At 40.1% G+C, this 22,790-nt stretch carries 21 protein-coding genes; 6 read left to right on the top strand and 15 right to left on the bottom strand.

The window, feature by feature from the left end; translation table 11 throughout:
* Positions 1-56: 56 nt before the first annotated feature.
* Positions 57-896: a BRO family protein gene (locus NYR63_RS01585; protein ID WP_279457862.1), complete on the bottom strand. Its 840-nt coding sequence runs from the start codon at positions 894-896 to the stop codon at positions 57-59.
* A gap of 103 nt (positions 897-999) precedes the next feature.
* The gene (gyrA, locus tag NYR63_RS01580) at positions 1,000-3,690 is read right to left on the bottom strand and encodes a DNA topoisomerase (ATP-hydrolyzing) subunit A (protein ID WP_279457861.1); all 2,691 of its coding nucleotides are present in this window, start codon (positions 3,688-3,690) and stop codon (positions 1,000-1,002) included.
* A gap of 179 nt (positions 3,691-3,869) precedes the next feature.
* On the opposite strand from gyrA, the gene ubiG reads away from it, so the two are divergent.
* The gene (ubiG, locus tag NYR63_RS01575; protein ID WP_279457860.1) at positions 3,870-4,574 is read left to right on the top strand and encodes a bifunctional 2-polyprenyl-6-hydroxyphenol methylase/3-demethylubiquinol 3-O-methyltransferase UbiG; all 705 of its coding nucleotides are present in this window, start codon (positions 3,870-3,872) and stop codon (positions 4,572-4,574) included.
* A gap of 56 nt (positions 4,575-4,630) precedes the next feature.
* Here the strand turns inward: ubiG and ruvB are convergent, their stop codons facing one another.
* The 5 genes from ruvB to potA all read right to left on the bottom strand — a co-directional run bounded on the left by ruvB (position 4,631) and on the right by potA (position 9,131).
* Complete coding sequence (gene ruvB, locus NYR63_RS01570) at positions 4,631-5,635, bottom strand: Holliday junction branch migration DNA helicase RuvB (RefSeq protein WP_005600359.1); 1,005 nt, start codon at positions 5,633-5,635, stop codon at positions 4,631-4,633.
* A gap of 18 nt (positions 5,636-5,653) precedes the next feature.
* Positions 5,654-6,259: a Holliday junction branch migration protein RuvA gene (gene ruvA, locus NYR63_RS01565; RefSeq protein ID WP_005600357.1), complete on the bottom strand. Its 606-nt coding sequence runs from the start codon at positions 6,257-6,259 to the stop codon at positions 5,654-5,656.
* A 136-nt stretch (positions 6,260-6,395) separates the two neighbouring features.
* Positions 6,396-7,163, bottom strand: a complete 768-nt coding sequence (potC, locus tag NYR63_RS01560; RefSeq protein WP_039708954.1) for a spermidine/putrescine ABC transporter permease PotC — start codon at positions 7,161-7,163, stop codon at positions 6,396-6,398.
* Positions 7,163-8,029, bottom strand: a complete 867-nt coding sequence (gene potB, locus NYR63_RS01555) for a spermidine/putrescine ABC transporter permease PotB (RefSeq protein ID WP_005603539.1) — start codon at positions 8,027-8,029, stop codon at positions 7,163-7,165. Before potB ends, potC begins: the two co-directional genes overlap by 1 nt.
* On the bottom strand, positions 8,016-9,131 hold the full coding sequence (gene potA / locus NYR63_RS01550; protein ID WP_005596185.1) for a spermidine/putrescine ABC transporter ATP-binding protein PotA: 1,116 nt from the start codon (positions 9,129-9,131) through the stop codon (positions 8,016-8,018). The genes potB and potA overlap by 14 nt, the downstream gene beginning before the upstream one ends.
* 333 nt (positions 9,132-9,464) lie before the next feature.
* Between potA and rep the strand changes: the two genes are divergently transcribed.
* Positions 9,465-11,483 (top strand): DNA helicase Rep, encoded by a 2,019-nt coding sequence (gene rep, locus NYR63_RS01545; protein WP_279457859.1) that lies wholly within the window; start codon positions 9,465-9,467, stop codon positions 11,481-11,483.
* A 63-nt stretch (positions 11,484-11,546) separates the two neighbouring features.
* Here the strand turns inward: rep and NYR63_RS01540 are convergent, their stop codons facing one another.
* The 4 genes from NYR63_RS01540 to pgsA form a co-directional block, all read right to left on the bottom strand.
* The gene (locus tag NYR63_RS01540) at positions 11,547-12,299 is read right to left on the bottom strand and encodes a TatD family hydrolase (RefSeq protein ID WP_279457858.1); all 753 of its coding nucleotides are present in this window, start codon (positions 12,297-12,299) and stop codon (positions 11,547-11,549) included.
* A gap of 71 nt (positions 12,300-12,370) precedes the next feature.
* A complete protein-coding gene (gene uvrC / locus NYR63_RS01535; protein WP_279458521.1) occupies positions 12,371-14,203 on the bottom strand; it encodes an excinuclease ABC subunit UvrC in 1,833 nt (610 codons plus the stop codon).
* Between the two features lie 157 nt (positions 14,204-14,360).
* Entirely contained in the window at positions 14,361-16,331 is a 1,971-nt protein-coding gene (locus NYR63_RS01530) for a TonB-dependent receptor domain-containing protein (RefSeq protein WP_279457857.1), read from the bottom strand.
* Positions 16,332-16,446: 115 nt separating this feature from the next.
* Entirely contained in the window at positions 16,447-16,998 is a 552-nt protein-coding gene (gene pgsA / locus NYR63_RS01525; protein ID WP_279457856.1) for a CDP-diacylglycerol--glycerol-3-phosphate 3-phosphatidyltransferase, read from the bottom strand.
* 181 nt (positions 16,999-17,179) lie between these two features.
* On the opposite strand from pgsA, the gene NYR63_RS01520 reads away from it, so the two are divergent.
* From NYR63_RS01520 to NYR63_RS01505, 4 genes are all read left to right on the top strand, one after another.
* A complete protein-coding gene (locus NYR63_RS01520) occupies positions 17,180-17,845 on the top strand; it encodes a Bax inhibitor-1 family protein (protein ID WP_279457855.1) in 666 nt (221 codons plus the stop codon).
* A gap of 51 nt (positions 17,846-17,896) precedes the next feature.
* Positions 17,897-18,232, top strand: a complete 336-nt coding sequence (locus NYR63_RS01515; protein ID WP_279457854.1) for a TusE/DsrC/DsvC family sulfur relay protein — start codon at positions 17,897-17,899, stop codon at positions 18,230-18,232.
* Positions 18,233-18,298: 66 nt separating this feature from the next.
* The gene (locus NYR63_RS01510) at positions 18,299-19,195 is read left to right on the top strand and encodes a metal ABC transporter substrate-binding protein (RefSeq protein WP_005603528.1); all 897 of its coding nucleotides are present in this window, start codon (positions 18,299-18,301) and stop codon (positions 19,193-19,195) included.
* A gap of 1 nt (position 19,196) precedes the next feature.
* Complete coding sequence (locus NYR63_RS01505) at positions 19,197-19,952, top strand: metal ABC transporter ATP-binding protein (protein ID WP_279457853.1); 756 nt, start codon at positions 19,197-19,199, stop codon at positions 19,950-19,952.
* Positions 19,953-20,057: 105 nt separating this feature from the next.
* Here the strand turns inward: NYR63_RS01505 and NYR63_RS01500 are convergent, their stop codons facing one another.
* From NYR63_RS01500 to NYR63_RS01485, 4 genes are read right to left on the bottom strand one after another with little or no spacing between them, the layout of a single operon-like run.
* A complete protein-coding gene (locus NYR63_RS01500) occupies positions 20,058-20,549 on the bottom strand; it encodes a YbaK/prolyl-tRNA synthetase associated domain-containing protein (RefSeq protein ID WP_279457852.1) in 492 nt (163 codons plus the stop codon).
* A 14-nt stretch (positions 20,550-20,563) separates the two neighbouring features.
* Positions 20,564-21,658 carry a threonine synthase gene (locus NYR63_RS01495; protein ID WP_279457851.1) on the bottom strand — a complete coding sequence of 365 codons (1,095 nt, stop codon included), beginning with the start codon at positions 21,656-21,658 and terminating at the stop codon, positions 20,564-20,566.
* Between the two features lie 10 nt (positions 21,659-21,668).
* Positions 21,669-22,031, bottom strand: a complete 363-nt coding sequence (locus NYR63_RS01490) for a RidA family protein (RefSeq protein WP_279457850.1) — start codon at positions 22,029-22,031, stop codon at positions 21,669-21,671.
* Positions 22,031-22,663 (bottom strand): helix-turn-helix transcriptional regulator, encoded by a 633-nt coding sequence (locus NYR63_RS01485; protein ID WP_279457849.1) that lies wholly within the window; start codon positions 22,661-22,663, stop codon positions 22,031-22,033. The genes NYR63_RS01490 and NYR63_RS01485 overlap by 1 nt, the downstream gene beginning before the upstream one ends.
* Positions 22,664-22,790: the final 127 nt, after the last annotated feature.

The following is a 22,790-nucleotide window of genomic DNA, read 5'->3' as shown; positions in this document are numbered from 1 at the left end:
TTTGTGTTGGCATCTATCACACCGATAAATGCTAAATCATAAAAAATCTCGTTCTCTTATTTATTTTTTGTTACATCTTCAATTAATTTAGCAAAATCAATCGCATTTTGCTTGCTGATAACCGGTTTACCCGTTTGTGCTTCAATCTCTTTTCTTGCATTACCTGCGACCGTTCCGCCACGCTTCGCAACCGCCTTATTTTCTTCCAAACCTTGCGGATTAGTTTGACGAGTCAGCTCCGTTGTTGTCGCTTCCGCTAACATATTTAACACCAACTCAAGCGTTGTCATATTATCTCGTAAATTTTCTTTTTTTAACCCTTTGAATGTTTTGTACTCTTTGGTACTCATGCCACTCCAAGCACGGCTAATCTCATTAGTCAAAATAGCATATTCCGCACCGTGCTGAACGCCATGAGATTGCCATTCATCAGTTAATTCTTTACGTACTTGGATTGCTTGTAAACGCTGATTAATCCACTCTTTACTGTAACCCTTTTGCAAGTAGGTTTGTAGCGCACGGTCGATAGTTAATTCAGGATCAATAATTTCATCAATTCGCTCTTTTCCAACTTGAGCTAACCACAGTTTGAATGGTTCAGCTTTAGGACTTGGAATAGATTGGATTATACGGAAAATACCTGCCATATCAGAAGCATCTGTTACTCGCATTTTTCCGTCTGGAGCTATCATTTTCAACTGTACGATTTTATCGTACAGTTCAATTCCACCTTCATCTTCAGTAATTTTTCGTTTTAGATCACTCCAATAGCGACGTGGATTACTACTGCCCGTTAATGCCGCCACAATATCCACAATACTAAAAAACCATTCTTCTCGCTCTTCGTCCCATACTGAACGAATTTGGCTATTTTCAAAAAGTTTAAGCTCGTTCATTACTGTTTCCTTTTTCCTTTATGTTTTTATAATCAAAAGCGGTCGGATTTTTGCAAAATTTTACCAAAATCCGACCGCTTGTTTAGGGTCTTACGCCCTTTATTTAGACTTCTGTTGAAGTTTCTGTGTTTTCTACGTTGTCTAACACTTCGCTGTTTTCATCTTCATCGTCAGGTTCGCAAACTCGCTCTACGCTTACTACGCTTTCGTCATCTGCGGTACGGATAATACGAACGCCTTGAGTGTTACGGCCAACGAGGCTAACTTCTGCGACTCGGGTACGAACTAGCGTTCCGGCATCGGTAATCAACATAATTTGATCCGCTTCTTCAACTTGAACCGCCGCAACTACTTTACCGTTACGTTCGTTCACTTTGATAGAAACCACACCTTTGGTTGCACGAGATTTCACAGGATATTCGCCAATCACGGTACGTTTACCGAAACCGTTTTGCGTTACCGTTAGAATATCGCCTTCCGTACGTGGAATCACAAGCGATACCACACGGTCGGTATCAAGACTTACTGAAGACTCTTCCGCTTCCTCGTTTTCAATTTCTACGATTTCCGCTTCTTCAATTTCTTCACTTGAAATTTCTGTCGTAGCAAGTTTAATGCCTCGAACACCTGTTGCAGTACGTCCCATTGCACGCACCGCTTTTTCTGCAAAACGTACCACTCGACCTTGTGCCGAGAACAACATAATCTCGCTCTCGCCATCGGTAATATCAACGCCGATTAATTCATCGCCTTCGCGAAGTTTTAATGCAATTAGACCGCTTGAACGCACGTTGCTGAACGCATCTAAACTTACTTTCTTCACTACACCGCTTGCAGTTGCCATAAAGATGAATTTATCCGCACTAAATTCACCGTTCGGAATCGGTAGAATCGCAGTAATACGCTCGTTTTCTTCTTTCACTAACGGCAGAATGTTCACTATTGGCGTGCCACGTGCGCCACGACTTGCTTGTGGTAATTGATACACTTTTAATTGATATAAACGACCACGGCTTGAAAAACATAAAATCGTATCGTGGGTATTCGCTACTAATAATTTCTCGATGAAATCGTCTTCTTTCATCTTGGTAGCAGATTTACCTTTACCGCCACGACGTTGTGCTTCGTAATCTGATAGCGGTTGGTATTTCACATAACCTGCATGAGAAAGTGTGACTACCACATCTTCTTGAGCGATTAAATCTTCCATATTGATATCGCCCGAAGCCGCTGTAATTTCGGTACGGCGTTCATCACCAAATTCCGCTTTCACTTTTTCTAATTCTTCACGAATTACTTCCATTAAGCGTTCTGCACTGCTTAAAATATGTAATAATTCACCGATTTCAGTAAGCAATGCTTTGTATTCATCAACAATTTTTTCGTGTTCTAAACCGGTTAAACGGTGTAAACGTAATTCTAAAATCGCACGGGCTTGCGCTTCGGAAAGATAGTATTGACCGTCACGTACACCTAAGTTTTCCGGTAAATCTTCCGGACGTGATGCATCTACGCCGGCAGCTTCTAACATTGGTGCAACGTTACCCAATGCCCACGCGCGAGCTAATAAACCTTCACGTGCTTCATCCGCTGTTTTTGAGTTACGGATTAATTCGATAACCGGATCAATATTGGCTAATGCAATCGCTAAACCTTCTAAAATATGCGCACGCTCACGTGCTTTGCGTAATTCAAAAATGGTACGGCGTGTCACCACTTCACGGCGATGTTTCACGAATGCTTCGATAATTTGTTTTAGATTCAATACTTTCGGCTGACCGTGATCAAGCGCAACCATATTGATACCAAATGTTACTTGCATTTGAGTTAATGAGTAAAGGTGATTTAATACTACTTCACCTACTGCATCACGTTTTACTTCAATAACGATTGAGATACCTTTTTTATCCGAGTGATCTTGAATACCGCTAATGCCTTCGATTTTCTTGTCTTTCACTAACTCGGCAATTTTCTCGATCAGTTTCGCTTTGTTTACTTGATATGGAAGCTCGGTAACAATAATTTGCTCACGACCTTTTTCCGTGGTTTCTACGCTTGCTTTAGCACGCACGTAAACTTTACCACGGCCGGTACGATAGGCTTCTTCAATCCCTTTACGCCCGTTAATAATCGCCCCTGTTGGGAAATCCGGCCCCGGGATAAAACGCATTAATTCTTCAATCGAAATTTCTTCGTTTTCAATATAGGCTAAACAACCGTCTAACACTTCATTTAAGTTGTGCGGTGGAATATTGGTCGCCATACCAACCGCAATACCGGATGAACCGTTTACTAATAACGCTGGAATTTTGGTCGGTAATACATCAGGAATCATCTCTTTGCCGTCATAGTTCGGCGAGTAATCCACGGTTTCTTTATCTAAGTCCGTTAATAATTCCTGCGTAATTTTTTGCATACGTACTTCGGTATAACGCATCGCAGCCGGCGCATCACCGTCAATCGAACCAAAGTTACCTTGACCGTCAACCAACATATAACGAAGTGAGAACGGCTGTGCCATACGTACAATGGTGTCATACACAGCTGAGTCACCGTGCGGGTGATATTTACCGATTACGTCACCCACCACACGTGCAGATTTTACGTGTGGACGGTTAAACGTATTGCTGTTTTGATCCATTGAGAATAACACTCGGCGGTGTACCGGTTTTAAACCATCACGCACATCGGGTAGCGCACGTCCGACAATAACAGACATCGCATAGTCGAGATAAGACGTTTTTAACTCGTCTTCGATACTGACGGGAGTAATATCTTTGGCTAATTCGCTCATTGAAATTTCCTAATCACGTTTAAAGAAGTAGCCCTATTCATTAGGGCGAAAAATTCATTCAATTATAGCACAAAAAACAGTTGAAAGTTGGATTTTGAAAGTTGAAAATGAATACAAGCGGTTAAATTAAGAGAATATTTTGCAATTTGACCTTTTTCACTTACTTAAGACAATTTTCTATGAATAACATTGATCAAACAGAACTCGATAAATTTGAAAAAATGGCTGCTACTTGGTGGGATCCGAATGGTAGTTTTAAACCGATTCACTTACTTAATCCGTTACGCCTTGATTACATTCAACAAAAATCAAATGGACTATTCGGCAAAAAAGTGCTAGATGTCGGCTGTGGCGGAGGCATTCTAAGCGAAGCGATGGCAAAAGCCGGTGCAAATGTTACTGGTATTGATATGACTACCGAACCGCTTGAAATTGCACGAAAACATGCTGAAGAAAGCGGTTTAAGCATTGATTACCGCCAAACTACAATTGAAGATTTTGTACAAAATCAGACCGCTTGTCATGCCGAAAAATTCGATGTGATTACCTGTATGGAAATGCTGGAACACGTACCGGATCCGCTTTCGATTATTCAAAGCTGCAAAGCGTTACTCAAACCGGACGGTGTACTGTTTTTCTCCACCATTAACCGTACGCTTAAAGCCTATATGTTAGTTATCATCGGGGCGGAATACGTGCTAAAAATGTTGCCGAAAGGTACGCACGAATTTGAAAAATTTATTAAACCGGCGGAATTATTAAATTGGTGCGATATGGCGGATTTACGTTGCCAAGAAATGAAAGGCTACCATTTTAATCCTGTTACGGAAAAATTTTGGCTGAATAATGATGTAAGTTGCAATTATATTGCAATGCTCAAATAGCTTAGAAAACAAGCGGTTATTTTTGCCTAAAATCTTACAAAAACAACCGCTTGTATTTAATCTAATTTTGCAATGCCTAAATGTGCATAAGTTCGGCTAGTAGCAATACGCCCTCGTGGCGTTCGCTGTAAAAACCCCTGCTGAATCAAATAAGGTTCAAGTACGTCTTCAATCGTATCTCGTTCTTCACCGATTGCTGCGGCTAAGTTATCTAAGCCGACCGGGCCTCCGTCAAAACGCTCGACAATCGCTTGTAGTAACTTGATGTCCATAAAATCAAAGCCTTCGGAATCTACATCGAGCATCGCCAACGCTTGTTTAGCAATATCAGAGGTAATCACACCGTTATTACGCACATCGGCATAATCTCGCACACGGCGTAATAAACGGTTGGCAATTCGAGGTGTGCCACGTGAGCGGCGAGCTACTTCATAAGCACCGTCCGGCGATAAATTTAAGTTTAAGCAATCGGCACTACGTTTTACGATTGAGGTTAAATCATCTACCGAGTAAAACTCTAAACGCTGTACAATACCAAAGCGGTCACGTAACGGAGAAGTCAGTGAGCCGGCACGGGTGGTTGCCCCCACTAAGGTAAACGGCGGTAAATCCAGTTTAATTGAACGTGCCGCCGGTCCTTCGCCAATCATAATATCCAGCTGATAATCTTCCATCGCCGGATAAAGCACTTCTTCAATTGCCGGTGATAAGCGGTGGATCTCATCAATAAATAATACGTCATAAGGCTCTAAATTGGTCAGCATTGCCGCTAGATCGCCCGCTTTCTCTAACACAGGTCCGGAAGTTGTGCGAATATTCACGCCCATTTCGTTGGCAACAATATTAGCTAAGGTGGTTTTGCCCAATCCCGGCGGACCAAAAATTAATAAGTGATCTAGCGCCTCATCACGCAATTTTGCCGCTTTAATAAAGATCTCCATCTGCTCTCGTACAGACGGCTGACCGACATAATCCGCCAATAATTTAGGACGAATCGCACGATCGATGACTTCTTCCTCACGCTTCGGCGAGGCACTAATTATTCTATCTGCTTCAATCATTTAAGGTATTTTTACTTTTTAAAGAGAGGCTTTTAATGCTTCACGAATTAATTGTTCGCTGGTTGCGCCCGCTTTATTCACTTTCTTAATCATCTTCTCGGCATCAGCGAGTTTATAGCCTAACGCTACTAAAGCATCACGGGCTTCATCTGCCGGATCGTGCGAATGTGTTGCAACAATCGTTTCCACCGAATGTTCTTCAAAGAAATCGCTTTGTGCCACACCTTTGAATTTGCCTTTGAGCTCTACTAATAAACGCTCGGCTGTCTTACGCCCAATGCCCGGAATTTTAGTTAATTTGGCAAGTTCTTCATTTTCAACAGCATTGGCAAATTGTGAAACTGACATTGCTGATAAAATCGCAAGGGCTAATTTAGGCCCAACACCGTTGGTTTTAATCAATTCACGAAATAGTGTTCTGTCTTGCTTTTGTGCAAAACCAAATAATAAATGCGCATCTTCACGTACGACCAAATGCGTAAAGATTGTGGCTTCTTCACCTACTTGTGGCAAGCTGTAAAAGCTCGTCATCGGCAATAGCACTTCATATCCGACACCTTGAACATCAATTACCATTTCAGGCGGTTGTTTTTCAATAATTTTACCGTGTAATCTTCCGATCATTGATTTTATTCCAAACTAAAAAATTTGCCTTAGCATAACAGAAAACTGTATAGAATAACAGGCTAACAAGCGGTCTATTTTGGCTAATTTTTTGCAAAAAAATAGCCCGCTAATCAGCGAGCCATTTTTAATCAAATTATGCTTTTTTTCTTACCACTAATTGGCTTAAGACCACTAATGTCAATGAGAAAATAATCATAATCGTTGCTAACGCATTGACTTCCGGTGTCACACCCGTTTTCACCAACGAGAAGATTTTTAACGGTAATACTTCATAGCTTGGGCTGGTAACGAATGATGAAACCACTACGTCATCCAACGAAATGGTAAAGCTTAATAACCAACCGGAAATAATCGACGGTAATGCCAACGGTAAAATAATTTTACGTAAAATCGTTACTTCGCTTGCACCTAAATCTTTCGCTGCTTCTAACATCTTGCCATCAAAATCGCTTAAACGAGATGAAATAGTAATGACCACATAAGGCAAACAGAACGTAATATGCGCAATTAATAACGAAATAAAACCAAGTTGCACACCTAAAATCATAAATAGCACTAATAAAGAAACTGCCATCACGATATCCGGCGACATCATCACGATAAACAGTAAACCACCGACCATTTGCTTACCACGGAATTTATAGCGGTATAGCGCAATCGAAGTTAATGCCCCTAAAACAGTTGAAAATGTTGCGGCAAAAAACGCAATCGTTAATGAGTTCATCGTCGCTTGCACTAACGTATCATTAGCGAATAAACGCTCATACCAGTTCCAACTGAATCCTTTCCATTGTAAGCCGTAACGGTCTTCGTTAAATGAGTTTACCACCAAAATAATAATCGGAATATAAAGGTAGGCAAACACCACGAACATAAAAAAGTTTCTTAAGGTCTTTTTCATTATTCAAGCTCCACCTTTTTATTTAATAATTTATTTGCACGGTAATAAACATATAACATTAACGCCATTAACACGGTAAGTGCGATACTTACTGCCGAACCTAATGCAAATTGGTTGGTATTTAAGAACAAGCTCTTAATAATATTACCGATTAACGGTGTTTTACCACCACCTAATAAGTCAGCAACATAGAACATTCCCATTGCCGGTAATAATACTAATAAACAACCTGCCACAATCCCCGGCATTGTCAGCGGAATGGTTACACGCACAAAACGTTGGAACGCATTCGCACCTAAATCTTTTGCCGCTTCTAATAAACGACCGTCAATTTTCTCGATAGAGGAATAAAGCGGTAAAATCATAAACGGTAACAGTATATATACTAAACCGATAATAATCGCCAATTCAGAGTTTAATAAACGAAGCGGTTCGTCAATTAAGCCGATTGCCAATAACGCCTCGTTTAATACGCCTTTCACACCTAAGAAAATTTTAATACCGTAGATACGGATCAGCGAGTTTGTCCAAAACGGCAATACGACTAAAAATAACAAAATCGGACGAATCTTCGCCGGCATTTTAGCGATAATAAACGCAAACGGATAACCGATGATTAAACAGAAAAACGTTGCTATCGCCGACATTTTAAACGAGTTCCACAATACCGTTGCATAGGTATCGTTGAACAACTGCGTATATGCGTCAAGGCTAAAGATGAAATCTACAAAGTATGCGCTTTGGCGGTTTTCGGTTAAAAAGCTGATTAACAGTACCAATACGTTCGGTACGAGTACAAAAAGCAACAACCAACCGAAGATAACCGAAACCGTTCCGGCTTGGAATTTGTTGTTAGCAATCTTCATCGTTGAGTACAACCTCCCAACCTTCATACCAAGTTAATGCCACTTTTTGACCGACCTCGTGATCGATATTCGGATCATCTTCGTTAAAGAATTCACTTACCAATACCGTCATACCGTTATGATCAAGTTTCACGCTTGATTCTAACGTCATGCCTTTATAGTTACGATCTAAAATATGACCGACAATCGCTTTTGAGCTTTCGTTTTCATCCAGCTCTTCGATCAAAATATCTTCCGGACGTAACAATACTTTCAGTTTTTGATTCGGCTGTACATCCATATCTTCCACTTTAATATTACAAATACGACCTTCTACATTCGCTTTCACATTACGGGCATCGACACGTTCAATCACGGTTGCGTCAAATACGTTGATTTCACCGATAAAACGAGCGACAAATAAGTTACTCGGTTCTTCATAGATTTCTCGAGGCGTACCGTCTTGCGCAATCTTACCGCCGTTCATAACGATAATACGATCAGACATGGTTAATGCCTCTTCTTGATCGTGGGTAACGAAAATAAAGGTAATGCCTAACTGACGTTGTAATGCTTTTAACTCGTTCTGCATTTCTTTACGCAATTTATAATCAAGTGCAGAAAGCGATTCGTCCAATAATAATACTTTCGGCTTATTCACTACCGCACGGGCAATGGCAATACGTTGTTGCTGACCGCCCGAAAGCTGAGCCGGTTTTTGTTCCGCTCTATCTTCCAAACGCACCATACGTAACGCTTCCATTACGCGAGGTTTGATTTGATCATTCGGCACTTTTTGCATACGTAAACCGAACGCCACGTTTTCAAAAATCGTCATATGCGGGAATAACGCATAACTTTGGAAAACCGTATTGACCGGACGTTGTTCGGCCGGAACGTTAGATACATCTTGACCGTCAAGAATGATCGAACCTTCCGTCAAGTCTTCAAAACCCGCAATTAAACGTAACGCTGTTGTCTTACCGCAGCCTGAAGGACCTAAAATAGTTAAAAACTCACCGTCATTAATGGTTAAATTTAAATTTTTAAGAATCGTTTTGCTACCATAGCTTTTCGTCACATTGCGTAGTTCGATGATTGGTTTTTGTTCTAACTGTTCCATCTACTTTTGTCTTCCCCCTAGGGCATAAAATGAAAATGCAAAATCTGAATTATTTTCAGAGCGAGTGCGTAACTATACGCATAAAATTAACTGCTAATGATATAGCGAACAGCTCAATTTTAAAAGCAAAAATTTGATTTTTAAGGCATTTATTTCGGTCGAGAGCCACTAAATAAGCGGTTAAATTTCGCTGATTTTTTGTAATGTTAAATTAGTTTCAATTCTTCGATACAGATCGCAAAATTTTAAAGAAATTCGACCGCTTGTTGTCTTTCGGCTAGAATATCGCGGTTTAAAAAGTGGCTGAAAATAAAGTAAATAAAAGTAGATAAAATGAAATTAAATGATCAACAACAACAAGCGGTGGAATATGTAACGGGCGCTTGCCTTGTGTTAGCGGGTGCAGGCTCGGGCAAAACGCGTGTCATCATTAATAAAATCGCTCATCTGATTGCGCATTGCGGTTATTCACCGAAGCAAATCGCAGCGGTAACCTTTACCAATAAAGCGGCACGTGAAATGCGTGAGCGAGTTGCCCATTCCATCGGTAAAGAAAACAGCAAAGGGCTAACCATTTCGACTTTCCACACGCTTGGTTTTGAAATTTTAAAACGTGAGTATAAATTACTAGGTTTCAAATCCGGTATGACGTTGTTTGATGAACACGATCAACTCGCATTACTCAAACATTTGTTACCGGAAAATGCGGCGGAAGATAAAGATTTACTCAAAGCATTGATTTCTACTATTTCCAACTGGAAAAACGATCTGCTTTCGCCCGAAATGGTATTAACGTGTGTGCGAGATGAGCGCGAGCGTGTGTTTTCGCATTTTTATCAGCTCTACCAAAATCAGTTAAAAGCCTACAATGCGCTTGATTTTGACGATTTGATTATGCTGCCAGTATTGCTGTTCCGCCAATTTCCGGAAGCGAAAACCCGTTGGCAGCAGAAAGTCCGTTATTTACTGGTGGACGAATACCAAGATACCAATACTAGCCAATATGAGCTGATCAAATTATTAGTAGGCAATGAGGCAAATTTCACTGTGGTAGGTGATGATGACCAATCGATCTATTCGTGGCGTGGCGCAAAACCAGAAAATATGCAACGTTTGCGTGAAGATTTCGATTTAAAAGTGATTAAACTGGAGCAAAATTACCGTTCCAGCCAACGCATTTTGCATTGCGCCAATATTTTGATTGATAACAACGATCATATTTTCCAAAAACGCTTATTTTCGAATTTAGGTGAAGGCGAAAAATTAAATGTTATCGAAGCCAAAAATGAAGAACATGAAGCGGAACGTATTGTCGGGGAATTGATTGCCCATCGTTTTTCCAACAAAACTAAATACAAAGATTATGCGATTTTATATCGTGGTAATCATCAGTCTCGCTTGCTGGAAAAATTGCTGATGCAAAACCGTATCCCCTACAAAATTTCCGGAGGAACATCGTTTTTCGCCCGTGCCGAAATTAAAGATATGATGGCTTACTTGCGTTTAGTAGTGAATCAAGACGATGATGCGGCGTTTTTACGTATCGTTAATACCCCAAAACGGGAAATCGGTGCGGTAACGCTGGAAAAATTAGGCTTACTTGCCAATGAAAAACAGGTCAGCTTGTTTGAAGCGATTTTCGATTTTGAATTGATTCAACGTCTGACACCCAAGCCCTATCAAGCATTGCAAGATTTTGCCCGTTGGATTGTCGAAATTGCCGACCAAGCGGAACGTTCCGATCCGATTGAAGCGGTAAAAGATTTATTGGCAAAAATTCAATACGAAGCCTATTTGTATGAAACGGCTACTTCGCCGAAAGCGGCTGAAATGCAAAGCCGTAACGTGCAAACGTTGTTTGAATGGGTACAAAGTATGCTGGAAGGTGATGAAATCGAAGAGCCGATGACGTTGGTGCAAGTGGTAAACCGCCTGACGTTGCGTGATATGTTAGAACGCGGTGAAGACGATGATGAAGCGGACCAAGTGCAATTAATGACGCTGCATGCTTCGAAAGGCTTGGAATTTCCGCACGTTTTCTTAGTCGGTATGGAAGAAGGCATTCTGCCGCACCAAACCAGTCTAGATGAAGATAATGTCGAGGAAGAACGCCGTCTTGCTTACGTGGGCATTACTCGAGCGCAACAAACGCTGACATTTTCACTCTGTAAAGAACGCCGCCAGTACGGTGAAATTATCAAACCGGAACCAAGTCGCTTCTTACTTGAATTACCACAAGACGATTTAGTTTGGGAAAGTGAAAAACCGAAAATGACCGAGGAACAGAAAGTCGAAAAAACTTCCGCCAATATCGCCAACCTAATGGCGATGCTAAAAGCGAATAAAAAGTAGGATTTTCCTCACATTGGTAGGGGCTAACCGTGTTAGTCCTTATTAATAACGAGTTATTTGGTTTTATATTATCTCATATAGCCGTTGATGATTCTGCCTAATTTGCGAACGAAGCACACTCTCCGACTCAGTCCTTAATGTCACTAATTGCGCCAATATTGCTTGTAATTGCTGTGAAATACGCGCATTTTCCAAACTTTCGTGTTGCCATGGGCTATCGGTTTCAATCAGTAAACGATCAAGCGGTAAGTTTTTGGCGATTTTTTGCGTTTTCGGATTCCATAAAATATCCGGCGTGACACTAGCGAAATAAGGGGTACGAAGAAAACGTTCAAGCGAATCATCATCGGTTTTAAACCAATGGAAATGAGCGTGTTGAACTTGGTATTTTTCCAGCAAATCTAGCATTATCGCCACATCATCATGCACGATGTGCAAATTTAGCGGTAAATTTAACCGCTTGCTTAATGCAACAAATTGTTCCAATAAGGCAAGATAGGACCGATAATCTAGCTTAGGATTCTGTCGTTTTAGATAATGCGGTAATCCCACTTCACCGATAGCGGTCAAATTTGCTCGATTTTTTACAATCCAATCCAATAACGCTTGTTGCTGTTTATCCTCAATTAATACTTGTTCAGGATAAAAACCTGCCGCAATTTGGATTTTCGGAAACTTTTGTTTAAATGCTAATAACGTTTCCGCACTCGCTAAATCGGTACTGACTGCCAATACGCCTTGCAGCAAAGGATCGCTCACTATCCGCTCTATTTGGCTTACATCAAGCTGATCTAAATGAATATGACTATCAAACATCTCTTTCTTATCTCTATTTACAAGCGGTTAAATTTGCAAAAAATTCTGCAAATTCGACCGCTTGCTACTGATTAGCTATGTTGTAGCGTATCAAAAATCACTTCGGCAAGTTGTTTTGAAATGCCAGGTACAGATTGAATCTCTTCTAAAGTTGCGGCTTTCACCCCTTGCATACCACCGAGATATTTTAGTAACGCTTGGCGACGTTTTGCTCCAACACCGGCAATTGATTCCAGCCCGCTTTCCGTAAAGGCTTTTTGGCGTTTTTTGCGGTGTCCGGAAATCGCATGATTATGAGATTCATCACGAATATGTTGAATCAAATGCAAAGCAGGACTGTCCGGCGGTAAGTGAATTTCCTTATCCCATTTGCTGATCAATAAGGTTTCTAAGCCGGCTTTTCTTTCCACGCCTTTCGCTACACCGATTAACAACGGTTTACGCTTATCCCAACTGACATTTAATGAAGCAAAGGTTTCTAACGCTCGATTAAGCTGCCCTTTCCCACCGTCAATAAAAATAATATCCGGAATTTTTTCTTCTTCTAAATGACGGTCATAACGTTTTAATAAGGCTTGTTCCATTGCCGCATAATCATCGCCGCCGGTAATGCCTTCAATGTTAAAACGGCGGTAATCCGATTTTAACGGTCCGTTTTCATCAAACACCACACACGAAGCGACCGTTTGATTACCCATTGTGTGAGAAATATCGAAACACTCCATCCGCTTGATTTCCGCTAAATTGAGTAATGCTTTGAGTGAATCATAACGTTGGCGAATATGCGTATCTTGTTTAAGTTGTAAAGTAAGAGCGGCTTCTGCATTGGTTTTCGCCAATGCTAAATAGCGGCTTTTATCACCACGAATATTTTTATCGGCAATACTGACTTTATGCCCCGCTTGTTCCGACAGCACATTGGCTAATGCCGCCGATTCACTTAACGGCTGATCGATAATAATTTGATTCGGTATCGTGCGATGTTGGTTCATCTGTAGATAAAACTGACCGACAAAAGTATCTGCCAATTCGGTTAAATCGGTATTGTTCGGCACTTTAGGAAAATAGGAACGATTGCCCAATACCTTACCGTGGCGCACAAATAAAATATGTACGCAAGCAATGCCGTGCTGATAAGCGATCGAAATAATATCCAGATCATCTAGACGTTCATTAGACACAAATTGTTTTTCTTGTACCGCTCGCACAGATTGAATCTGATCGCGAAAACGAGCTGCCGCTTCAAAATCCAGCTCTTGTGCAGCATTTTCCATTTTTTGTACCAAATGCTCAACCACTTGCCCATCTTTACCTTGTAAAAACAAACGGACTAAATTTACTTGGTTATCATATTCCGCTTGTGAGTAATAACCCTCTACACAAGGAGCAAGACAACGCCCGATTTGATATTGCAAACAAGGGCGAGAACGGTTTTTATAATAACTGTCTTCACATTGGCGGATCGGGAATAATTTTTGCAGTAAGTTTAGCGTTTCACGCACTGCCCCTGCATTCGGATACGGACCGAAATATTCGCCGGCAATTTTTTTACTACCGCGAAACGAAGTAATTCGAGGGTGCTGATGCTTTGTGAGTAAAATATACGGATAGGATTTATCATCACGCAAAAGCACGTTGTACTTCGGCTGATTCTCTTTAATGTAATTATGTTCAAGCAGTAACGCTTCCGTTTCCGAATGGGTAATTGTGGTTTCAATATGATGAATGTTAGCAACTAACGCTTCGGTTTTCTTACTGGCGAGTTGGCTGCGAAAATAACTGGATAAGCGTTTTTTGAGATCTTTGGCTTTACCGACATAGATAATGGTATTTTTCACATCATACATGCGGTAAACACCGGGAAGGTGAGGTACATCGGCAAGAAAGGCTTTGGCATCAAACATAAACAACATTTAGCATCTAGTTAAATAAGAATTAAAGTTATGATAACCAATATTTACCGATTAGGATACTTTCCTGATAAAGCTGACTAAATGTACACAGAAAAGCGGTTATATTTATAACCGCTTTTGCAAATGGATTTATCCAAAAACTAATTTCTTAGAAGCTATAGTTCATACCCAGTTTAAATTCACGTCCCGGGCTTGGCGGCGTAACTTGAAGATTTCTTTGGCTATGGCTGCGATAGAACTTATTACCGATATTTTTAACCGTAAAATTCACATTGAAGTTATCTTGGTTAAGCGGCTGCCAGTTTACAAAAATATCATGCACACCGTATCCGATACGTTTTCTCGTTTCAACTTTCGGTGCAGCACCCGTTTTATACTCTTTAGATTGAGCGTAACGACCTAACCAGCCGATTTCTAAACTCGGCTCAACAAATTTATAAGAAACACCGGTACTCCATTGACGACCTTGCGGAATAACATTCAGCGGATCATTAGAAAGCGCAAAATCCGCTTTCGGATCAGCATAAGACACGCCGGCAGTTAATTTTAAAGCATTCCATTGATAATCCAGTTCCGCTTCATAACCTTTCGTTTTTAAGGTTCCCGCATTACTAATGATACTATTGGTCGTTTGATAGAAGTTTTTCACTCGCTGTTCAAACACACTGCCTTTTAAATTGAAATCACTATATTTCCATTCAAAACCGACTTCCGCTAAACGTACATCTTCGGTTTTGAGTTTAGGATCAATAAAACGTAAACCTCGCGCTTTATCTAATGAGCCGCGGTTATCGGTTATGGTATTCGCCGAAGCTAAAATAGGACTACGACTTGCATAATTCAGCTTAGCATTTAAGGCAAAATTCGGTGTAACATCCCAAATCAATCCGAAACTTGGATTTAATTTGTTATCGGATACCGATTTAGTACCGGCAAGCGGTTTACCGTTTTTATCAACTTTACCTGCCGTATCCAAATTATAATAATCATAGCGTAGCCCTGTGGTTAAAGTCAGTACTTTGCCTAAAGACCAAATACCTTCGGCATATAATCCGTATTCCGATTTTTGTTCGCCTTTAATATAGCCGAATGAATTTTGACTACTTGTTTGCTCTTTACGTAGATTCACACCGTATTTAAACAAATGCTCTCCGCCGAACTCACTGGTAAAGCCTAAATTAGCTCCGGAGGTTTTTGTTTTGGAACTACGCTGATAACCCGTTAATTTATTTTGTTGATAATCTTCTCGCTTATCAGTACCTAAAATATAAAATACATTGGCTTTCATCTCTCGGGCAAATCCCAGATCTTTCGCATCATATTCAAGATTGTAGGTGCGTTTTGTCGTATTTGCATTTACCGGACGGCTATTAAAAATCATTTCAAAGCGATCTTGTCCGGCACCATAAAATGACTCTTGACGAAAACTTAAACCGATACGCTGCTTATCAGTAATATCGTAGCCAAATTTCGCTAGATAATTACCTTGGCGGCGAGCGGTATTATTTACTACGCGACTGTTCAGATTAACGGAGTCTGAATAACCTCTGCCCGCCTTATAGTTTTTATCGTCTCCCCAACTTCCTAATAAGAGTACGTCTAGGTTATTCGCCTGTCCATAGAGTGAAAGCGAACCGTTAATACCACGATTACTATTGTATTCGGAACCGATACGCGCACCGAAGGTTCTTCCGTCCTTAAGTAAATCTTTCGCCGAAACGGTTTCGGCACGAATAACACCGTCCGTTATACCGATACCGGCACTGGCGGAACCTGCACCTTTATCAATTTTAATTGATTTCACCATAGACGGGTCTAATTGAAAACGACCTTGGTGATACCATTGTTGAGTATTAGTCGAAGTATTATCGACAATCATACCGATACGATCTTGCCCTGCTCCGCGAATCGAGATGTATTGTGCCGAAACGCTACCTCCTCCGACATTCACGTCCGTACGATTCGCCAGTAATTCACGTAGGTTACTAATATTTCGTGTATGATTGACCGTAGGTTGAGCTTGAACTTCCACCGTATCAAGTGTAGCTTGATTAGCCTCCGCATAGCCGGCGACAGCTAAACTAATTAAGCTTAATTTAAAGATTGTTTTTTTATGCATTATGTGTCTCCTTTTATTAAAATTGCTCAAGTTTAAATAAAAACAATTATCATTTCAATTTATTTTACGCATAAAAAAAGCGAGATATAATCTCGCCTTTATAATTTCGCTTTAATTATGATTTTAACAAACTACTTTTTGCCGCTCTTAAATACTGAATCATAGACCAAAGGGTTAAACCGGCAGCAATGTAAAGCAAAATCCAAGCAAGCACTTCCATTGCAAAATTAAATCGCCATAACATTCCGCCTAATGCTAGCATTTGTGCGGTTGTTTTAAATTTTCCCCACATGGAAACCGCAACACTGGCTCTCTCTCCCAATTCCGCCATCCACTCTCTTAATGCGGAAATAATAATTTCTCGTGCAATCATAATTGCCGCAGGAATAGAAATCCACCACGTATGGTAATATTCCACTACACATACTAATGCCACCGCAACCAATACTTTATCTGCAACCGGATCTAAAAACGCACCCAATTGAGTAGTTTGATTCCACTTTCTTGCCAAATAACCGTCAAAAGCATCGGTAATAGATGCTATGAAAAAAATAAGGGTGGAAATTTCAGCGGCATACCAATCGGCAGGCAAGTAAAAGGCAATCACAAACAGAGGAATGAGTACAACCCGAAATAAGGTTAAATAGGTAGGGAAATTCAGTTTCATATAATGGCATTAGCAAAGTAAACGTTGGGTTATTCAAGTGTATCACACTCATAAGAAAATTTTTAACTATTGCATAGATAAAGTCAATTGACTTTGGCTAAATTTGTCGCTAATTTACACTTGATTTATGGAAGTTTGTCCATATATAAATAAAAATTTTGTTCAACTTAAAGGAAACAATATGGAAAATCGTGTGATTAGCGGTGCGGCAAGTAACGAATCATTACTCAGCACTCATAAAGTATTACGTAATACTTATTTATTACTTTCAATGACGCTAGCCTTCTCTGCGGTAGTTGCTTTTGCGGCAATGTCAATGAATGCGCCCGCATTACCTTGGTGGGGATTATTAATCGGTTTCTACGGTTTATTATTCCTTACTAATGCAACTGCAAACAGTAGTGCAGGTATTCTAAGCGTATTTGCTTTAACCGGCTTTTTAGGTTACACCTTAGGACCTATTTTAAACCGCTATATCGGTGCCGGTTTAGGCGATGTTGTCGCTCTTGCATTGGGTTCAACCGCATTAGTATTCTTTGCTTGTTCGGCTTACGTGCTAACGACCAAAAAAGATATGTCATTCTTATCCGGTATGATGATGGCATTATTTGTGGTGTTACTCGTTGGGATTATTGCTAACATCTTCTTAGCAATTCCGGCATTAAGTCTTGCAATGAGCGCATTATTTGTTGTGTTCTCAAGCGGCGCGATTTTATTAGGTACCAGCAATATTATTCACGGTGGCGAAACCAATTATATCCGTGCGACAGTAGATTTATACGTATCGATTTACAATCTATTCTTAAGCCTATTACAAATTTTCGGCGTATTAGGTAGTGACGATTAATCTAAAACAAATTTGAGAGTAAGTGCCACGTCCGTGGCACTTTTTATTTATATGCATTACATTGAATTAAACGAAAAAAAATATCCAACCGATGCTTCAGGCTATTTAACTCACCTTGAAGATTGGTCAGAAGCGCTTGCAATTGAAATTGCAAAGAAAGAACAAATTGTACTGACAGATGAACACTGGGAGATCATCTTTTTAGTGCGTGATTTCTATCAAGAATATAAAACGTCTCCGGCAATCCGAATGTTAGTTAAAGCAATGGCGCAAAAATTCGGTGAAGAGAAAGGAAATAGCCGTTATTTGCAGCGTTTATTTCCTGACGGTCCGGCAAAACAAGCGACCAAAATTGCCGGTTTACCTAAACCCATAAAATGTTTATAATTATTATTAATTGAGATTTATTCTCAATTTCATTCAGAATGAAATTCATGATTAAAAGGAGAAACTATGAAACTTTCATTTTTAAAACAAGCATTTGTGGTTGCATTAGGTTTAAGCGCAACACTCGCTATGGCTGCACCATTCAAAGTCGTCACAACATTTACCGTGATCCAAGATATTGCGCAAAATGTTGCCGGTGATAAAGCGGTTGTCGAATCCATCACCAAACCCGGTGCGGAAATTCATGATTACCAACCGACACCGAAAGATATTGCTAAAGCACAAAAAGCGGATCTTATCTTATGGAACGGTATGAATTTAGAACGTTGGTTCGAACGTTTCTTTGAAAATGTAAAAGGTAAACCGGCCGTTGTGGTAACTGAAGGTATTACACCAATTGCTATCACCGAAGGTGAATATAAAAATTTACCGAACCCGCACGCTTGGATGTCATCGGCTAATGCATTGCAATATATTGAAAATATTCGTGCTGCATTAGTGAAATACGATCCGAAAAATGCCGAAAGCTATAACCAAAATGCTAAAGTTTATGCAGAAAAAGTAAAAGCGATTGCTGAACCGTTACGCCAACGTCTGTCAGTCATTCCTGAAGCACAACGTTGGTTAGTTACCAGTGAAGGGGCATTCAGTTATTTAGCACAAGACTATCAATTAAAAGAGCTTTATCTCTGGGCAATTAATGCTGAAGAACAAGGTTCGCCGCAACAAGTAAAAAAAGTAATTGACGGTGTAAAAGCCAACAATATCCCTGTTGTTTTCAGCGAAAGCACCGTATCGGATAAACCGGCTAAACAAGTTGCTAAAGAAACCGGTGCATTATACGGCGGTGTGTTATATGTTGATTCACTTTCAACTAAGGATGGTGCTGTTCCAACTTATTTAGATCTATTAAAAGTCACTATAAGTACAATTGTGGACGGTTTTGAAAAAAGTAACAAATAATATGCTATCTGTTCCTACTTCCATTTCTGTTGAAAAGCTAAGTGTCCGTTATAACAACGGGCACTTAGCCTTACATGACGTTTCTTTCCAACTGAAAAACGGTACGATTTGTGCTTTAATCGGTGTGAACGGCGGCGGTAAATCCACGCTGTTTAAAAGTTTAATGGGATTAGTCAAACCTCAAACCGGTACAATTCTGTTAAACCAAATGCCGATTCAACAAGCATTGAAACAAAATCTGGTTGCTTATGTGCCGCAAAGTGAAGAAGTCGATTGGCAATTTCCGGTTTCCGTTTACGATGTCGTTATGATGGGACGCTACGGCTATATGGGATTGCTACGCCGTCCTTCATCTCTTGATAAACAAAAAGTGATGCAAGCGATGGAACGAGTGGACATTTGCCATTTACAACACCGCCAAATCGGTGAACTTTCCGGCGGACAGAAAAAGCGCGTGTTTCTTGCTCGAGCATTGGCACAAGAAAGTCAGATTATTTTACTGGACGAGCCGTTTACCGGCGTTGATGTCAAAACCGAAAATGCCATCGTTGAATTGTTGCAGCAACTGCGTAGCGAAGGACATTTAGTTTTAGTTTCAACTCATAATTTAAACAGCGTACCTAGCTTTTGCGATCAAGTATTGATGATAAACCGCACTTTACTGGCCGCAGGTAAAACCGAAACCACCTTTACTACCAAAAATCTGGAAAAAGTCTTTGGCGGTGTACTGCATTATCTTGCTAAAGATATTGGATAGATTGATAAAGACCGCCAAAAGCAAGCGGTCTTTTTTTCGTATTTTTTAACATTATGTAATTGGTTACATAAAAGCGATTAAATTTAATCTAAAACCGAGTAGTTTCTATATATCTCTTTTCACAAAACTCACTAACATCGGCTGCACAATACGTGCATAATCTTGCGTATTTAAAATAATTGAACATTCTAGCGTACCGGCGTTAAAAGCAAGCTCATCGTAGCGTTCAAGTAAACTAGGATCTGCAATAAGTTTAAGATCCGGATGAAAGCTAAAAGGTGGAATCGCACCAAATACACAATCTGTAAGTTCATCAACTTCTTTAGGGCTAGCAAGAGACGCCTTTGTACCGCCTAAGTATTGGGCGATTTGATTTAAATCCGCCTGCTCATCGGCTGGTAAAATAGCAAGTACCGCTTGTTTTACACCATTTCCTTTGATTTTACACACCAAGGCTTTTGCCCCTTGCCCGATTTCCGTACCACGAATTTTCGCAACCTCTTCCGATTTACCGGCACTCACATGACGGACTACTCGATAACGAGCTTGATGTTGGTCTAAAAGTGCGGTCAAATTTTCAAATATTTTTTCCGACATATTATTTCCCTTAATTAATGATCTGATTTCAGCCCGGCACCACACATTGTAATTAAGCAATCTTCGACTGCACCATATAGCTCACAGTAATGAAGATAAGCTGCATAGTTGGCTGCGGTAGTGTGTTCACAATAAATCCCTTTTTTGGCTAAAGCATTTCGTGCCGCAAGAATTTTATCTTCCGGTGCATGAACAAAACGAATCGCATATTTTTCCGCATAAGCTAAAATTTCACTTGCTCGCATAGGCTGCCCAATGGCAATACCTTCGGCGATAGTCGGCTTAATCTCAACCTGTTCTGCAAATTTTTGCCCTTTTTTGACCGCTTGCAATAATGGATCACAATATTCGCTTTGTAATGCAATAATCGTTGGTATTTCATCAATAACGCCACTTTCCAACAAATGTTCTAGTCCTTTAATGACACCAATAAACAAAGTACCGTTTCCAACCGGAACGACAATATGTTTTGGAATCCGCCCGAGCTGTTCAAACATTTCATAAATATACGTTTTCGTACCTTCGTAGAAGAAGGGGTTATACACGTGATTGGCATAATAAACGCCCTCATTTTCAACTTTAGCACGACATACATCGGCACAATGATCACGGCTACCTTTAATCACATTAGCTTTAGCACCATGCGACTCAATCATATTAATTTTTTTCGGCGATATTCCTTCCGGTACAAAAATTTCACATTGAATACCCGCTTTAGCGCAATAGGCTGCGACACTATTTCCTGCATTACCACTACTATCTTGTACCACCGAATCAACACCAATCGACTTACAATGACTGATAAGCACCGCCGCACCACGGTCTTTAAAGGAAAGCGTTGGCATAAAGTAATCCATTTTTAATAATACATTTTCATCAAAACGGACTATCGGCGTCATCCCCTCACCCAAAGAAATATCACGCCAACTTTCATCTTGCAAAGCGATAAATTTTCGATAACGAAATAAGCTCCACTCATGCTGATCAACCTGATTGAGATCAAATTTAGGTGGCTGATAATCTAATGACCATAACCCGCCACATTGACATTTTGCTTGGCGAGTAGATACCGGCGCAATTTGTTGGCATTGATTACAGATAAATTTCATATTGATTCTCCTAAGCAAATTCGGCAACCGCATCAATTTCGATAAGTGCGTTGTAATGCAAATTACCGCAAGGTACAACAGTACGAGCAGGTTTGTGTGAACCGAAAAAATCAGCATAAACTTGATTCACCGTATCCCAATAAGCTACATCGGGAATATACACACGGCATTGCACCACATCATTTCTACTAAGACCGGCAGCGGCGAGTACTTGAGCTAAATTAGCGAGAGCTTGTTTGGTTTGAACGGCAATATCGCCAACAATTTTTCCTTCAGTATTAAATGGAAGTTGTCCCGATACATACAACATACCGTTGGATTTTATTGCCGGTGAATAATGCCCTTTACTTTGATTCGGTAGAATAATTTCCATTAGCGTTTTCCTCTTACTTCATCTAAATAACTATAAATAGTCACTTTATTCACGCCTAATTTTTCAGCAGCTTTCTCAATACTGCCTTTCATTAAAAACAAGCCTTTTTGTTCCATAAAACGAATCTTTTCAATTTTTTCATCCCGAGACATTGTTTGAACAGATTGTCCGTTTAAAATTTTATCCATTAAATTTTCTACCATTGCAGAAAGCGGAAGTTCTTCCGTTTCAACTGTTTGCTCAGTTTGTTTTATCTGATTTAGGTTAGGCAATAAGGTATTTAAGTAAGCGATTTGCTCAGTAATCGGTGTTGTGTCAATGTTGATACATAAAGCACCAACCAGCTGTTGGTTTTGGTCAAAAATCAGTTGCGTGGATGAACGAATAAGTTTACCCTCGACTTCAAAATAGTAATTGGCTACATAGTTATTATTCAACTTATCCGATAACATCACTTCCTTAACCAAATGGTCAAAATTCTGGCCCGGTTTACGATGTGTAACATCGCCGGCAACATACACAACCGAATACTCAGGGCGGTTTAAATCATGCAAAACCACTTCACAACTTTTTCCGAACGTTTCAACTAACATATCTGCCATCGAAGCATAAGGGATAAGAATTTGGTTCATAGTATCTCCGTAGAATTTTTTATATAGGATATATAAAATTTTATATACCATCAATAAATTTATATAATTTCTTATATAAATCCATTGAAAATTATACAGAGTTGCCCCTCCCCTTAAATTTTCCTTG

The sequence above is a fragment of the Actinobacillus genomosp. 1 genome (assembly GCF_029774175.1).
Lineage (GTDB): Bacteria > Pseudomonadota > Gammaproteobacteria > Enterobacterales > Pasteurellaceae > Actinobacillus.
This window is presented reverse-complemented; position numbering and strand designations above follow the sequence as displayed.